Below are 16663 nucleotides of genomic sequence, written 5' to 3' on the forward strand. Positions count from 1 at the left end.
AGGGGCATTCTTAACATGGCGGTAAGCTCCGTTTGGTGAACGGAACTTAATTAATACAAAGTGCCGGATAAATAACCAGCACTTCGTCAGTCATCTGAGCGCCAATAGCGCTCAATTATAACTGAGCAATCAAACCTGATACATTTTGCATAAATAGCGAGAAACAGCATCATCTGCATTTGAACCAATCACATCCATATCCGGCAAGATATCTCTCAGGCGTTGGTGAGCATCCCGCATAATACAGCCCTTACCCGCCATCGTCAGCATTTCCAGATCGTTCATTCCATCACCAAAAGCTATGCAATCACTGAGTTTATAGCCCATAGATTTAGCTACCTGTTCAAGGGCATGACCTTTGGAAACGCCACCAGCCATGACCTCCAGACAATTACGTAACGAGAAACTGACATTCACCCTGTCGCCCCAACGTGCGTTGATTGCCTCTTCCAATATGAGCAATAGATCATGATCTCCACAGGTAAAGTAGACTTTACACACACCATCAGTCTTAAAAGTATCACGCTCAAAAAGCCGGTAATGAAATATTGACTCCTGGAAAAATTCTTCCTGCTCAGGGCTTTCACGATTCATATACCAATCATCATGACGGTAATAATTGGTCAGAATATCAGGGTTATCAAACTCCATCAGACACAAGTCATGCACAATATCAGGATCAACATTATGACTGAAAACCAGTTCACCCGCGGTATTATGTACCCTGGCTCCATTGGAGGTGATCATATAGGCATCAATACCAAGCCCATCACGGATTTGGGAAACATCCACATGATGACGGCCGGTAGCAAAAATAAAATGAATGCCTTTGTTTGTAAGTAGATTAAGAGTTTCCTTGGTGTAAGACGTTAATTTGTGATCAGGAGACAGCAAAGTACCGTCTAAATCTGAAGCAACAATGTGATACATAGTTGTAGTTCCTATAATTGAATCAATTCTGGTCAAAAAAGTCACATATAGCGTTGAGTGCCTGGCTACGTAATTTATCTTTTTCAAATAGGATCTCATGATGCGCCCCCTGAATAATCAAAGGCGACTGCTCTTCAATGAAAGTCCTCTCTTGCCGATGTGATTCACAAAAAGCCTGTAATTGCTGATTATTAACTACTTTATCTTCACTGGCTTTTAAGACCATCAGTGGCGTCTCAATTTTTCCTGCTTTTTCTATCAATATATCGCCAATCCGCATACTTTCCCGCATCCATTGATATGTCGGGCCGCCTATGCGTAATTCCGGATAATCCGCGTAATAACGGAGATAGCGGCTATAACGTCCATAACTGTGTGTCAGAAGATTTATCAAATAAGGCAACGGACGCCATTTTCCAGTCAGTATTGCGTAGTTATTTCGTCTATCCGGTCGCTTTTCTGCCCAGTTCACCAGCAAAGCAGCCAACCAGTGCGGCATTGGTAAGTTAATACCAAACATAGGAGCACAAAGGGCCGCGGCATCAAAAATCTGACTATGACGTAATAAGAATCCCCCTAATATTGCCGCACCCATTGAATGAGCCAATGCATAGCAGTGAGAATAATGACGAGGGAGAATTTCTCTTTCTATGAACGTTTCAACGTCATCAATATAGTCATCAAATCTTTCTACATGCCCTTTCTGTGGATCTTCAAGCATCCTGCCGGATCGCCCCTGTCCACGATGGTCAATGATAAAAACGTCGTAACCAAGGTGATAAAAATCAAATGCCACCTCCGGGTATTTGACATAACTTTCACTACGGCCCGGCAAGATAACGACTGCTCTATGATTCTGGGTTGTTGCACAAAAGCGGACATAGCGTATCAGCACATTATCGACACCGATAAACTCATGCTCTTCCCTGGCTTGCCAGAAATCTAACAGAGGCCCGTTAGCAAAAGCAGAAAACTGTCTCTCACGATTAAGCCAGCTCTCTTTCAATATTTCGGGCTTCATAAATCATCTCCAAACTATTCACACTCCTCCAGATGTTTACAGATCAAAGCCATAAAAACGCTACCAAAACGTTCTAGTTTTCGTTGTCCTACCCCGTTGATTAATAACATTTCTTCAGCCGTAACCGGGCATTGCTCTGACATTTCAATCAGCGTGACATCGTTAAATACAACAAAAGGCGGGATATTATCTTCGTCAGCAATAGATTTCCGTAATTTACGCAACTTGGCAAACAATTTGCGATCATAATCGCCACTATATGATTTACTTTGCTGGCTGCGCCCTTTCAGGTTCTGTATCCGTGGAACAGCCAGTTTTAGCGGAACTTCACCACGTAATACTGGCCGCGCAGCTTCTGTTAATTGTAATGCTGAATAATTGGCAATGTTTTGACTGATAAAACCTAAGTGAATAAGCTGCCTCAACACGCTAACCCAGTGCTCCTGGCTTTGATCTTTACCGATGCCGTAAACCGGCAAACAATCATGCCTTATATCGCGGATACGCTGATTATTCGCGCCTCTGAGCACTTCAACAATATAACCGATACCAAAACGCTGCCCAACCCGGTAAACACAAGAGAGCGCTTTTTGTGCATCCACCAAGCCATCGTAATTTTTCGGTGGATCAAGGCAGATGTCACAGTTGCCGCAAGCGGTTTGCTGGCTTTCACCAAAATAGTTCAATAACACCAGACGGCGGCAAGTTTGCGCTTCGGCAAAGGCTCCCATCGCATTAAGCTTATGTCGTTCAATATCTTGCTGTGTGTCAGCAGCTTTCTCTTCCAGACAACGGCGAAGCCATACCATATCAGCCGGATCATAGAACAACACCGCTTCCGCAGGTAAACCATCACGCCCGGCACGCCCTGTTTCCTGATAATAGGATTCGATATTACGTGGAATATTAAAGTGAACCACGAACCGAACATTGGGTTTATTAATACCCATGCCAAATGCCACGGTCGCCACCACAACCTGCAAATCATCACGTTGAAATGCATCCTGTACCCGGGCGCGTTGGCTATTATCTAACCCTGCATGGTATGGTGCAACACTCAAGCCACGTTTTTGCAAACGTTCAGATATCTCTTCAACTTTATTGCGGCTGTTGCAGTAAATGATGCCGCTTTTACCTTTCTGACCACGGATAAATAACCATAATTGATCTAATGGCTTGTATTTTTCTATCAAGGTATAACGGATATTGGGGCGATCAAAACTGCTGATATGAATAAGCGGATTATCGAGATTCAGTAGCCGGGCAATATCATTGCGGGTAGTTTCATCAGCGGTCGCCGTCAACGCAATGACAGGTAATGTTGGAAAGTGTTGCCTGAGCTGTCCCAACGCCCGGTATTCAGGCCGGAAATCATGGCCCCATTGCGAAATACAATGGGCTTCATCCACAGCCAGCATTGCAGGTTGCCATTCCAAAAGCTGTTCAAGGAAGTTATCCATCATTAAGCGTTCAGGAGCAATATACAGCAATTTGATCACGCCCTGACGGCAACGCCGGATCACATCAAGCTGCTCTTCACGGGCCTGAGTTGAATTCAGGCAATCAGCCGCGACACCATTCGCCCTCAGTTGATCTACCTGATCTTTCATTAAAGAGATCAAGGGAGAAACAACCAAGGTTAATCCTCCCTGCACCAGCGCCGGGATTTGGTAACACAATGATTTGCCACCACCCGTCGGCATAATGACCAGACAATCACGCCCCTCAAGAATGGTATTGATGACTTGTTGCTGACCAGGCCGGAATTGCAGATAACCAAAGGTTTCCCGCAATACTTGCTCTGCCAGTGATATCGTATTGATGACTTCTGCGGTAGACACGCTTTTCCTCAACCATTAAAAAATCACAGACGCTTAAGCATCTGAGCATTATGTTATCTTACTCTCGCAATAATTACTTCAACAACAAACCCGCTACATAACAAACACAGTTGTCATTTATAAAGCGTTAAAAAGGCAACACAGGTTATTTTACACACGAACTTTAATTTTGCTCAGATTGTTTCTCGAGACGCCTCGCAAACTGGCAAGGTTGGCAATAAAAGCATAATATTAACAATTTATTAACTATATATACCCAATAGATTTCAAGTTGCAGCGCGGCGGCAAGTGAACGCATCCCCAGGAGCATAGATAACTATGTGACTGGGGTAAGTGAACGCAGCCAACAAAGCAGCAACTTGAAAGATGAAGGGTATAAAGTGGTATTAATAACACGTACCTTTATTTGGGGATAAATTAAATGTCTACAACGCAAATGACCCTGGAGCAAGCCCGCCAGCTAATTGGTAATTTTTTCATTTACCATATGCCTTTTAACCAGATATTAGGGCTTGAGCTGCTTCGGTTTGAACAGGATTACGCAGAAATACAGTTCCATAATCAGAGTAAGCTGGTAGGGAATACCGCACAGAAGATTTTACATGGCGGTGTGATTGCATCAGTGCTGGATGTCTGTGCCGGGTTGGTCTGTGTCGGTAATGCCTTAGCCCGTATAACCCCCATTCCACGAGAAGAATTAGAAAAGCGATTATCAACAATGGGAACAATTGATTTGCGGGTGGATTATCTACGCCCCGGTCGTGGTGAAGTGTTTACCGCCACCAGCAGTATTATCCGTAATGGGAATAAAGTTTCTGTCGCCAGAGCTGAACTACATAACGAGCACAGAGCACATATCGCCAGCGCAACGGCGACTTATCTGGTCGGTTAGTCATATCATTTGAGATATTAATCCCTTGCGTAATATTCAGCCCGGTGACATATTATTTCCATGTTAACGGGCAGAAATCCATTACACTTTCCACACCTTTCATTAACATTGGGACAACATGAATAAACCACAAACTACCAAAGGCGTTCTGTACGCCTTCGGGGCCTGCTTTATTTGGGGAATCGCCCCAGTTTATTTTAAGTACATTCAGCAAGTACCTGCCGACGAAATCCTGACGCATCGTATTATCTGGTCATTTTTCTTTATGTTGCTGCTGCTAACAGTGACGCGTCACTGGTCACAGGTATCCAACGTTTTTCGTCAACCTAAAAAAGTATTGTTACTGGCAGTGACGGCGACCATTATTGCCTGTAACTGGCTGATTTATATCTGGGCAGTGAACCACGGTCATATGCTAGAAGCCAGCCTGGGTTACTTCATTAGCCCACTGGTTAACGTTTTGTTTGGTATGCTGTTTCTGAGTGAACGTTTTCGCCGGATGCAATGGGTTGCCGTTGCTCTGGCCTTCACCGGCGTGTTAATCCAGTTATGGCAATTTGGCTCTGTGCCTGTTATTGGACTAAGTCTGGCTGTCACTTTCGCTCTGTATGCCCTGCTTCGTAAGAAGATGAATGTTGATGCTCAAACAGGTATAACGATTGAAACACTATGGTTACTACCCGTTGCATCTATTTACCTGTTTGGCTTTGCCAACACCCCAACCAGCGATTTAAGCGCTAACCCAACGACACTGAATTTACTGCTGATTGCCGCAGGCATTATCACCACGGTTCCATTACTGCTATACACGGAAGCCGCTGCCCATTTGCGTCTGTCTACGCTGGGTTTCTTCCAGTATGTCGGCCCAACGTTGATGTTCTTACTGGCAATACTGGTCTATAGCGAGCAAATAGGTACAGATCGCCTGATTACTTTTGGTTTTATCTGGGCAGCATTAGTGCTGTTTACACTGGATGCGCTTTATACACAGCGCAGGTTGAAAACATAGCAGAATCAATTTACGACATGGAAATAACCATCAGACTGGCTAAAATCGCAGAACAAGCCGCTCTTGAAGCACTCCAGTTACGTGCGTCTCTCATGTGGGAAGAAGATCGGGAATTATTATTAGCCAACCCCCACATGATAGAACTCCCTATAGAACATATTGAAGCGGGGTATGTTTATATTGCAGAACAAGCCGGCGTCATTTTGGGGTTCAGTGTTGTATTGCCACAATCTGATGGAGATGCAGAACTTGATGGATTATTTGTTGAACCCACTGTCTGGCATCAAGGTGTTGGCAGACAGTTAGTGGAAACAGCACTGAATAACGTTCATACAGAAGGAGGTGCATCATTGCGGGTGCTGGCTAATCCTCAAGCCGAAGGGTTTTATATTGCTCTTGGCTTTGAACACCTTGGGGAAGAACGTACTCAATTTGGAACAATAATTCTTATGATTAAGGGCATACAATGAAATAATTAAGGTAAAAAATATCCAATAAATTATCTTCAAAATTACGAGATCTATTTAGTAATATATGTAACAACTGATTGAAAATATTTTTAGGTTCATAAAACTGAGCCTTAAAGACAATAAAAAAATGAAAAGAGAGCATATCATTGCCATGAGCAACTCATCTATTATACTGTGAACAAGGTCAAAAAACGAAATAATGCATACTAATTTTCATGTTTATATTTTGACACTACAAATTATATTTCATAGCATGTGATTAGCTCTTAATTATTAAGAGCTGTTAATGAAACAATATAGTCACTAAATTACATCTGAGGAGAAACCTTATGGAATCTGCAATGGAAATTTTTGAAGTAAATATCGATGAATGTGATCTGAAAGGTCTTTGCATGTGGTAAAAATAAATATAAGGGAAGCCTCGGCTTCCCTTATATTCCCCATTATCAACAGAGAGTACTTAGATTGGACGATTACGGATTTCATAATGTCTGGGATATTGTTTTATATGATAATGAGCTATTATCTGACGAAGATGCCTTGAATACTTTTTTCTATGAAGCATTAAAAAAATCAGGATTTAAAGTAATAGGTCATCTTTGTCACAAATTTACCAGCGATGGGGAAGGGGTCACGGGGATATTTCTCCTTTCTGAATCGCACTTATCATTTCACACATATCCAGAGACACATTATATAAGTATCGATGTCTACACTTGTGGGAAGAAAGCAATATGCATACACCGTGATATAGAAAGCTTCTTCAAAAACAGTAAAAAATTTACTGTTCGAGGTCTGGAAAGGGGAAGTAATCTAGGTGCCTATCAACTAATAAGAGGATGATTTAAGCATGAAATTAATTAATAACGGAATTATTAAATTTGACTATCAATTCCCTATTTACAACTTCTTCTTTCCAAATCAAACCCTTAATTCTTTCGAGGGAGATAAAAACTCCATTTCACAAATATTAGGTAGTGCAAATTCTGGTATAAAATCAAGAGCCCTTTATTTCCATATCCCTTTCTGTGAATCAATCTGTACCTTTTGCCCTTTTACTAAAGGGTTGTATAAAAACCATGATACTATAGATAGATACGTAAAATCCCTCATCAATGAAATACATTATAAAAGCAGATTTATTGATTATAAGGCAGTCCCGATACGAGCAATATTTTTCGGTGGCGGCACACCATCTCTACTGTCTCCTGAGAATATCATTGACATTGGAGAAGCTATCAAAGAGAATTTTGATTTATCATCACTCCAAGAATTTTCTTTCGAAATGAGCATAAATAGCGTAACCAAGGAAGGAATTGATGCATTAAAAGAAATAGGCGTCACACATACACGGTTTGGGTTACAAACAATGGATCCTACGTGGAGAAAATTATTTAATCTCGGTGCATCTATAGATACCATTGAGAAATCTTCACATTTGCTAGTTTCAAATTTTGACTATGTTCTATGTGATATTATATACGGCATGAATGGTGAGGACGAGGAAGCTATTATTTCTGACATAGATAAAGCCATAGCGCTGGGTTTAAGCAACATTGATATTTACCCAATAAACAACGTTGTCACATCCTCTAAGCTACATAAAGCCGTCCGCGATTATACAGATAACATCACTTCTGCGACAAGAAAACTTTCAATGAAAGTGCTAATTGATCTACATATGAGGAATAAGGGATTCATGCCACATAACGGCCATGGGTATATAAAAACCAAGAATATCAGCGAACAAGTAGTTACTAGTGATTATAGCTTTATTTATCATGAGCACGTCTATGGATATGGAGATCACGATTTCCTTGGATTCGGTATTAATGCCATATCATCTTTGAGAGGGTATGTTATAACAAATACTACTGGGAGAGAAAAATATATCGAGTCAATGGGCAGGAATGACTATTTATGCAAAATTAGTCAACATGATACATTACTGGACGAAATGAAACCTATTATTTTAAGGTTACCCTATCATGGCTACGCAGATAAAACACAGATCAAAATGGACCTGATGCCTGAAAAACTCAGAAAAAGGCTCAGTGAACTTATTGACTCTGGTTTAGTAGTAGATGATGAGTCTTCACTTCAACTAACGAAATTAGGGTGGTACTGGTATAGTAATATTATGTTCTATCTGATGCCAGAATTTGAACAAACACTACTTAAAAAAATAGTACATGAAGAACTTAAAACTCCTGGCAGATTTTTATCTAAAAAGGAAGTCGTATATATATCTAGATCTAATGTATAGAGTATAATATGCAACAAGTTATTTTTAATAAGAAAATATTACCCCTATCTCTATCCAGCCTGATATCCAAAACAGGCGATTTTGCTCATGACGTTGTATTTGCAATTATCACTATAGAGCTTCTATCTTCCAATTTTATTCACATAGGAGTAGTATATTTCTTTAGATTTATTCCATATCTATTCTTTGGGCCTGTAGGAGGATGGCTAGCCGATGTATTCCCCAAAAAAAACAATATGATATTTAGTGATACGCTACGCTTCACTATCACATTCATTCTATTTATTACTTACATAAGTGATGAGCTTAACATATATATTCTTATTTTCTGCTCTATGCTTATGACAGTCGGGAGAAGTTTATTCCAACCCAGTTTTCGAGCATACCTTCCTGAAATGCTCGAAAAAAAATATTTACCAAAAGGGAATAGTTTATTCCAAATAATAGAGGATTTAGCCTCTATTATTGGCCCATTAGCCTGCTCTCTCATTATCGCTTTAAGTAGCAAAGCATATGTTTTACTGATGGATTGTGTAAGCTATTTACTATCAGTGTTTCTTTTATTCTTCTTAAGAAGAAACGAGCCTAAAATCAGAGAAAAATTCTCTTTAATGACAATTTTTTATGATACTAAAAACAGTATTATCAGCATGCGCAGGAATAATCAAAATTTATTCATGGTAATAATTGGAACTTCTATATGTGTCCTATTTACAGCTGCCCTATTGCGATATATATTACCTGCATCCATTATCAATATCTACAAAAAAGAAGAACTCGTAGGCTATGTTTTTTCAATAGTGGCTCTTGGAACTGTCTTGGGTGGGATTTGTTATACACGACTAATTGCAAACTCAACACCAGTACAATTAATGAAATCTTGGATGATATATGGTCTTCTTTTTCTTGTGATTTCATTAATAATAAAATTCAGTCTTGTTGGTACAATTATATTCGCATTTTTCCTCGGTTTTTCAGGTGCCATTGTTGATATATCTATAATCACTAATATCCAATCTCTATCGGCAGAGAATGAAATTGGTAAAAACTACGGATTATACTCTACTATTGCTAATACATGTGAATCTGTTTCTGGAGTAGCTTCAGGTATATTCTCGTTAGTGAGTGGAGGAATATCCTTCTCTATAATGGCACTTTTTATTGCCATGTCTGCCAAAATAGTCATTTATAAGTTGAGGAGAATTAATCATGAACAAGATAAATGATTTTAAAATTGCTTCCAGTATGAAAGCCAGAAATTGCTTTGAAACTAACAGAGAAATTGTCGATATCCACACAATATGTAATCTTAATGAAATAGCAGCTATCGTACTATCCCATGAGGATGTCTCTGTAAAGATGATGACTCAATTGATAGAAAATGGATTGAATATTCCTATATTTGCAGTGATAAATAGAGATGAAAAAATAAATACTGCTATGCTTTCAGCTTTAACCGGAGTATTTAGTCTTGATGGTAAGGATACATACTCTTACAGCAACCAATTGGAAGCTGCGGCCCAAGGGTATGAAAGCGGTTTGTTACCCCCTTTCTTCAAGACCTTAACTCAGTATCTTTCAAAAAGAAACATCACCTTTGCTTGTCCCGGCCATCAAGGAATAGACTTTTTTTGTAAACATCCTTCAGGTCAAAAGTTTGTTGACTTTTTTGGAGAAAATATTTTCTTAGCAGATGTTCCTCATGCCGACCCTATGCTTGGAGATATTTTAAGCCATGAAGGAGCTCCTGGTGAAGCACAGAAACACGCAGCAAAAGTATTTAATGCTGATAGAACCTACTTTGTGTTAAATGGCACATCAGCCTCTAATAAAGTTGTAGCTAACGCATTACTTACACCTGGAGACATTGTATTATTTGACCGAAACAATCATAAATCTTGCTATCATGGTGCCTTAATACAGGCTGGTGCTATACCAGTTTATTTAGAGACTACCCGTAACTCATTTGGCCTCATCGGAGGAATTCCCGCCCATTGTTTTGAAGAAGATTATTTGCGGCAATTGCTAGGTAAAGTATCACCAGAGAAAGCTAACGCGCCACGTCCCTTCCGCCTGGCAATTATACAGTTAGGTACTTATGATGGAACCATCTACAATGCGCACAATGTGGTAAACAAAATAGGGCACCTGTGCGATTATATTTTATTTGATTCAGCATGGGTAGGTTACGAACAGTTCATTCCAATAATGAAAGATTGTTCCCCCCTTTTATTAGAATTAAATGAAAATTCTCCTGGAATTATAGTTACACAGTCAGTACACAAACAGCAAGCCGGTTTCTCTCAAACCTCACAGATTCACAAAAAAGACAATCATCTTAAGGAACAAAGCCGATACTGTAACCATAAACGATTCAATCATGCTTTTATGCTTCATGCTTCCACTAGTCCGTTTTACCCTCTATTTTCTGCATTGGACGTCAACGCTAAAATACATTCAAAGGGAAGTGGTCAGAAGTTATGGAGTGATTGCATTCGCATCGGAATTGAAGCACGTAAAATACTGTTTTCTTCCTGTAAACTAATAAAGCCCTTTGTACAGCCTTTTATTGAAAATAGACCATGGCAGTCTTACGATACTGAGACAATTGCCACCGATTTACGTTTTTTCAGCTTCGATCCCGATGAAAAATGGCATACCTTTGAAGGTTATGAGAAATCCCAATACTGCATTGATCCTTGCAAATTACTATTAACAACGCCAGGTGTAGATCCTGCAAATGGGAAATATAGTGACTTTGGTATACCTGCTATTTTTCTAGCAAGTTACTTGCGAGAAAACGGCATCATACCGGAAAAATGTGACCTTAACTCAATTATTTTCTTACTTACCCCTGCGATAAGTAACGCAAAAGTTCAACATTTAGTTACACAGATAATTCAATTTGAAAAACACATCGAACAAGATTCCATGCTATCTGAAGTTCTACCCACAATATATTATAATAACTATAAACGATATCGTAATTATACGATACGCCAACTTTGCCAAGAGATGCACAATCTTTACTCTAGTTATGATATTAAAGAATTGCAGCGAAACATGTTTCGCGAGCGTCATTTTCCTCACGTCGTATTAAACCCTCAAGATGCGAATATTCAGTTAATTCGTGGTAATGTAGATCTGATTCCTATAGCGAAATCAAAGGGGAAAATTGCTGCCGAAGGAGCACTTCCATACCCACCAGGTATTTTATGTATTGCGCCTGGAGAGATTTGGGATGGTGCTGTTCTGGACTATTTTTTAGCATTGGAGGAACTCATAAATATATTGCCTAGTTTTGCCCCTGAGATGCAAGGTGTTTATATAAATAATGATAGTAATGGAAGAAAACGCATCTATGGATATGTATTAAGGAACTAGTTTTAATTATATAAGCTCTTTTTGGAAAAAAATATAATTTTTTTATGCTTAAATTAAACAACTAAACCATTAGGATCACTATTTATTGAAATGATTGTATATCCATTTGAATAGGTGCATATGCGTAAATTCATTCATGTCGATATGGATTGTTTTTTTGCTGCTATAGAGATGCGGGATAACCCTTCACTGCGTAGCATACCAATTGCCATAGGGGGAAGTATAGAAAACCGTGGTGTGATCTGTACTGCTAATTATCCTGCACGTCAATTTGGTATTCATAGTGCGATGTCAACAGCTAGGGCACTCAAACTGTGCCCTCAACTAAAAGTCATTCCAGCACGCATGGAAGTCTATGAAGAAGTTTCTCTATATATCAATCAGATATTTTCCCACTACACCAATCTTGTCGAACCCCTTTCTTTAGATGAAGCCTATCTTGATGTCACAGACTGCCATTACTGCCATGGTTCTGCAACTCTGATCGCTCAAGAAATACGCCAATCCATATTCAATGAGTTACAGCTGACAGCTTCAGCAGGAGTCGCTCCTGTTAAGTTTCTCTCAAAAATTGCCTCTGATTTAAATAAACCTAATGGGCAATTTGTAATCACACCTGAGCAAGTTGATCAGTTTGTTTTATCACTACCACTGAGAAAAATCCCTGGAATAGGCCCCAAGACAGAAAAGCGCCTATTGGAAATGGGATTAAAATCCTGCGCTGATGTAAGACAATACAACTTTGCAGCTTTTATTAAAGAATTCGGAAAATTTGGATTAATGATCTGGCAACGCTGTCACGGCCTTGATGATAGTGCTGTTTGCACAGAACCCCCAAGGAAATCAGTCGGTGTGGAAATGACTTTACCAAAAGATATTCATGAATGGGAAGAGTGTAAAACTATAATTGAACATCTGTATCCTGAACTCACGAGAAGACTTGAAAAATGCAATCCTGATCTAAGAATTTCCCGTCAGGGAGTAAAATTTAAATTCGATGATTTCCATTTAACAACTCACGAACATATCTATCTTGTGTTAGATCTAGCGGACTTATTGGCTATAGCTCAGAATACCTGGGAGTCGCGACGCGAGGGAAGAGGAGTTCGATTGGTAGGATTACATGTAGCGTTACAAGATCCACAAGTCGAGCGTCAACTGGTATTTGAGTGGTAACTTCCCACAGATTATAAATATAAATCCAGTTATACCCTTCATCTTTCAAGTTGCTGCTTTGTTGGCTGCTTTCACTTACCCCAGTCACATCGTTATCTATGCTCCTAGGGATTCGTTCACTGGTCGCCGCGCTGCAACTTGAAATCTATTGGGTATATCCAACTAACCTGAACTTCGTTTAAAAAAAGAACTAAAGTCCCCAAGACACAATCATAGTTCTTGACAAAGAAAGCAAAATCGTTCAGCACCTCAATTAATTTAGAAGAGTTTTACTGCTCTGCCGATGATTTTTGCCAACAATTTATTCCCCTTTGGTATCAGCATTTAGTGAACAATAGCTTACGGTTACAAAAAATTATCCAGACAAATTAGTATATTCGTATAACCGGCTATTACCGCCGCAATATAACCATTGCGGCGGTAATGCACTAAAGCCAATTCTTCCGCTTAAAGTAAAGATACGGCGCAAGACCCGCCGCGATCATCAGCCCGATCGCGCCCGGATAACCGAATGGCCAATGCAGCTCCGGCATAAACTCAAAGTTCATACCATAACTCGAAGCCACCAGCGTTGGGGGCAGGAATACCACAGATACCACCGAGAAGATTTTGATGATCCGGCTCTGTTCGATATTGATAAAGCCCATTGCTGCCTGCATCAGGAAGTTAACTTTCTGAAACAAGGATTCGTTGTGTGGCAACAGGGATTCGATATCCCGCAGAATTTCACGGGCCTGCTCAAGCTGATCACCCGGCAGACGGGCACGCCGCACCAGAAAGTTGAGCGCACGCTGAGTATCCATAAGACACAAACGTACTTTCCAGCCGATATCTTCCTGTTCAGCAAGGCTGGACAGGGCTATATCAAACTCATCCCCCTGCTTCCCTTCCATAATGACCCGGCTCAGGGATTCCAGAACGCTGTAAATATTTTCGATAACATCAGCCAACTGTTCGATTTTGGTTTCAAACAGATCCATCAGTACTTCATAGGCATTACCATCAACCAATGTCTGATTACGGGCACGCATACGGTACAATCGGAATGCAGGGAGTTCACGCTCTCGCAATGTATAGAGACGACCATCACGAATAGTAAATGCAACGGTTGCGTTGCCAGCATGGTCTTCCGCATCTTCAAAGTAGAAGAACGAGTGGACATGTATCCCGTCTTCATCTTCAAAAAAACGCGCTGACGCCTCAATGTCATCCAGTTCCGGCCGGGTTGCCAGAATTTGGCCTAATTCATTTTGAACTTGAAGCCGATCTTGCTCTTCCGGTTCGACCAAATCTACCCACAAGGAATCAGATAACTTTTCTCCCTCTTCAAACTCAAGACGGAGCAGGCGATTATTCTCTAACTTAAATGCGCTCAGCATGTATCATAAGTCTCCTTTACTCCCTACGTGATCGTAAGGCGCGAATGTTACGCTTAGAGGAAAAAGCCTGTCAACATTCAACCTGGATATTATTTTCAGACCGTTTCAAGTCTGGCATAAGCAGCAACCAGCCACTTAATCCCTTCCCCATGAAACGCGATTTGCAACCGGCTATGTTCACCACTCCCCTCCATATTGACAATGGTTCCTTCACCAAATTTAGGATGACGAACACGTTGTCCAAGGGCATAACCGCTATCATTGGCACTGATTGGCGTACCTAACCGACTATGGTTGACTGGACGAGAGACTGTCGCACGTAACCGAACTTCTTCAATACATTCTGGCGGCAGTTCCCTAATAAAGCGAGATGGACGATGATAAACTTCTTTACCATATAAACGGCGACTTTCTGCATAAGTGATTGTCAGCTTTTCCATTGCACGCGTCAGGCCCACGTAAGCCAGTCGACGTTCCTCTTCCAGACGCCCGCCCTCTTCAATCGACATCTGGCTTGGGAACATGCCTTCTTCCATTCCAACAATAAATACCTGTGGGAATTCCAACCCTTTGGCTGAATGCAATGTCATCAGTTGCACAGAATCCTGATAGGCATCGGCCTGACCTTCTCCAGATTCCAGCGCAGCATGGGAAAGAAATGCCTGTAATGGCATTAGATCTTCGTCCTCATCCTGATAACTGAACTGGCGGGTCGCCGTGACAAGTTCTTCAAGGTTCTCAATACGCGCCTGTGCTTTTTCACCTTTTTCCTGCTGGTACATCGCACGCAGGCCAGAATCGCGAATAACTCTGTCAGTCTGCACATGTAACGGCATCTCTTCAGTTTCCGTCGATAATGCCTCTATCAGTTCAATAAAACGCTGCAAGGAAGACGCTGCCCGCCCAGCCAGTACTTTCTCCTGAAGCAATATTTGACAGCACTCCCACAACGTTTCCTGCCGTTCACGGGCAGCCTGGCGCACTATATCCAACGTTCTGTCACCAATGCCACGGGTAGGCGTATTCACCACCCGTTCAAACGCCGCATCATCATTGCGGTTAGCAATCAGGCGCAGGTAAGCTAATGCATCTTTAATTTCCTGGCGTTCAAAGAACCGCTGACCACCATAAATACGATACGGCATTGATGCCTGTAACAACGCTTCTTCCAGTACTCGGGACTGGGCATTACTGCGGTAAAGTATGGCGCAACTTTTCAGTGCACCGCCATTTTCAAGCCAGCTTTTAATTCGGCTGACCACATAACGGGCTTCATCAAGCTCATTAAATGCACAATACAGGGAAATCGGTTCACCTTCTACACCGTCAGTCCACAAATTCTTGCCCAGACGATCACTGTTATTGGCAATCAGTGTATTGGCAACTTTCAGAATATTGCTGGTGGAACGGTAATTCTGCTCCAAACGGATAGTTTCTGCGCCGGAGAAGTCTTTCAGGAAACGCTGAATATTCTCAACCTGCGCCCCACGCCAGCCATAAATAGATTGATCATCATCCCCGACAATCATCACTTTACCCGTTTCCCCCGCCAACAAGTGGATCCAGGCATATTGAATACTGTTGGTGTCCTGAAACTCGTCTACCAGAATATTTGTAAAGCGGCCACGGTAGTGTTGCAGGATCTGCGGTTTATTCAGCCACAGTTCATGAGCTCGCAGCAAAAGCTCGGCAAAATCTACCAATCCAGCGCGATCACACGCTTCCTGGTAAGCCTGATAAATTTTCTGCCACGTCGCCTCAACAGGATTGCCATAACTTTCAATATGCTGTGGCCGTAACCCTTCATCTTTTTTACCGTTGATGTACCACATACCCTGACGAGCCGGCCATTGTTTATCATCCAGATTCATCGCCTTGATAATGCGTTTGAGCAGACGATGCTGATCTTCGCTGTCAAGAATCTGAAAATCCTGCGGCAAATTGGCATCCAAGTGATGCGCCCGTAACAAACGATGAGCCAATCCGTGGAATGTACCAATCCACATTCCTCCCTGGCTGGTACCGATCAAGTTTTCAATCCGGTGGCGCATTTCCGCAGCCGCCTTATTGGTAAAGGTCACAGCCATAATGGAAAATGGCGAAGCATTCTCCACGGACAACAACCAGGCAATTCGGTGTACCAGAACCCGGGTTTTACCACTCCCCGCTCCGGCCAGTACCAACATGTTGGTCCGCGGAGCAGCTACGGCTTCACGTTGTTTGTCATTCAGACTTTCGAGCAGATAGGAGATGTCCATAGTTACCATCAGTTGATTAAACAGCGACCAAAGCACG

At 41.4% G+C, this 16663-nt stretch carries 13 protein-coding genes; 8 read left to right on the forward strand and 5 right to left on the reverse strand.

All coding sequences use genetic code 11. The annotated features are described in order from the left end of the window. Positions 1-129: 129 nt before the first annotated feature. The 3 genes from yigL to recQ are packed head-to-tail and all read right to left on the reverse strand — an operon-like array spanning position 130 to position 3792. On the reverse strand, positions 130-930 hold the full coding sequence (yigL, locus tag LGZ99_RS10950) for a sugar/pyridoxal phosphate phosphatase YigL (protein WP_021325482.1): 801 nt from the start codon (positions 928-930) through the stop codon (positions 130-132). Between the two features lie 22 nt (positions 931-952). Beyond that, positions 953-1951, reverse strand: coding sequence for a lysophospholipase L2 (gene pldB, locus LGZ99_RS10955; protein ID WP_023044003.1), 999 nt, complete (start codon positions 1949-1951; stop codon positions 953-955). A 14-nt stretch (positions 1952-1965) separates the two neighbouring features. Beyond that, a complete protein-coding gene (gene recQ / locus LGZ99_RS10960) occupies positions 1966-3792 on the reverse strand; it encodes an ATP-dependent DNA helicase RecQ (RefSeq protein ID WP_036839249.1) in 1827 nt (608 codons plus the stop codon). 421 nt (positions 3793-4213) lie between these two features. Here recQ and LGZ99_RS10965 point away from each other — a divergent pair, with 421 nt between their 5' ends. From LGZ99_RS10965 to dinB, 8 genes are all read left to right on the forward strand, one after another. Next, positions 4214-4684, forward strand: coding sequence for a thioesterase family protein (locus LGZ99_RS10965; protein ID WP_036839251.1), 471 nt, complete (start codon positions 4214-4216; stop codon positions 4682-4684). A 118-nt stretch (positions 4685-4802) separates the two neighbouring features. After that, positions 4803-5693 carry an EamA family transporter RarD gene (gene rarD, locus LGZ99_RS10970; RefSeq protein WP_036839252.1) on the forward strand — a complete coding sequence of 297 codons (891 nt, stop codon included), beginning with the start codon at positions 4803-4805 and terminating at the stop codon, positions 5691-5693. 17 nt (positions 5694-5710) lie between these two features. After that, entirely contained in the window at positions 5711-6163 is a 453-nt protein-coding gene (locus LGZ99_RS10975; RefSeq protein ID WP_036839253.1) for a GNAT family N-acetyltransferase, read from the forward strand. Positions 6164-6628: 465 nt separating this feature from the next. Continuing rightward, a complete protein-coding gene (gene speD, locus LGZ99_RS10980) occupies positions 6629-7006 on the forward strand; it encodes an adenosylmethionine decarboxylase (protein WP_036839259.1) in 378 nt (125 codons plus the stop codon). A 7-nt stretch (positions 7007-7013) separates the two neighbouring features. Then, positions 7014-8429, forward strand: a complete 1416-nt coding sequence (locus tag LGZ99_RS10985; protein ID WP_036839261.1) for a coproporphyrinogen-III oxidase family protein — start codon at positions 7014-7016, stop codon at positions 8427-8429. An 8-nt stretch (positions 8430-8437) separates the two neighbouring features. Next, entirely contained in the window at positions 8438-9655 is a 1218-nt protein-coding gene (locus tag LGZ99_RS10990; RefSeq protein WP_051769480.1) for an MFS transporter, read from the forward strand. Continuing rightward, positions 9639-11813 carry an ornithine decarboxylase gene (gene speC / locus LGZ99_RS10995; protein WP_036839263.1) on the forward strand — a complete coding sequence of 725 codons (2175 nt, stop codon included), beginning with the start codon at positions 9639-9641 and terminating at the stop codon, positions 11811-11813. Before LGZ99_RS10990 ends, speC begins: the two co-directional genes overlap by 17 nt. A gap of 120 nt (positions 11814-11933) precedes the next feature. After that, complete coding sequence (gene dinB, locus LGZ99_RS11000; RefSeq protein WP_036839267.1) at positions 11934-12989, forward strand: DNA polymerase IV; 1056 nt, start codon at positions 11934-11936, stop codon at positions 12987-12989. Positions 12990-13417: 428 nt separating this feature from the next. On the opposite strand, the gene corA is transcribed toward dinB, so the two are convergent. Together corA and uvrD are read right to left on the reverse strand one after the other, a co-directional pair. Then, positions 13418-14368: a magnesium/cobalt transporter CorA gene (gene corA / locus LGZ99_RS11005; protein WP_036839270.1), complete on the reverse strand. Its 951-nt coding sequence runs from the start codon at positions 14366-14368 to the stop codon at positions 13418-13420. A gap of 95 nt (positions 14369-14463) precedes the next feature. Then, positions 14464-16626 (reverse strand): DNA helicase II, encoded by a 2163-nt coding sequence (gene uvrD / locus LGZ99_RS11010; RefSeq protein ID WP_449301368.1) that lies wholly within the window; start codon positions 16624-16626, stop codon positions 14464-14466. Between the last annotated feature and the right edge of the window lie 37 nt (positions 16627-16663).

This window comes from Photorhabdus temperata (assembly GCF_025384845.1).
GTDB classification, from domain to species: domain Bacteria; phylum Pseudomonadota; class Gammaproteobacteria; order Enterobacterales; family Enterobacteriaceae; genus Photorhabdus; species Photorhabdus temperata.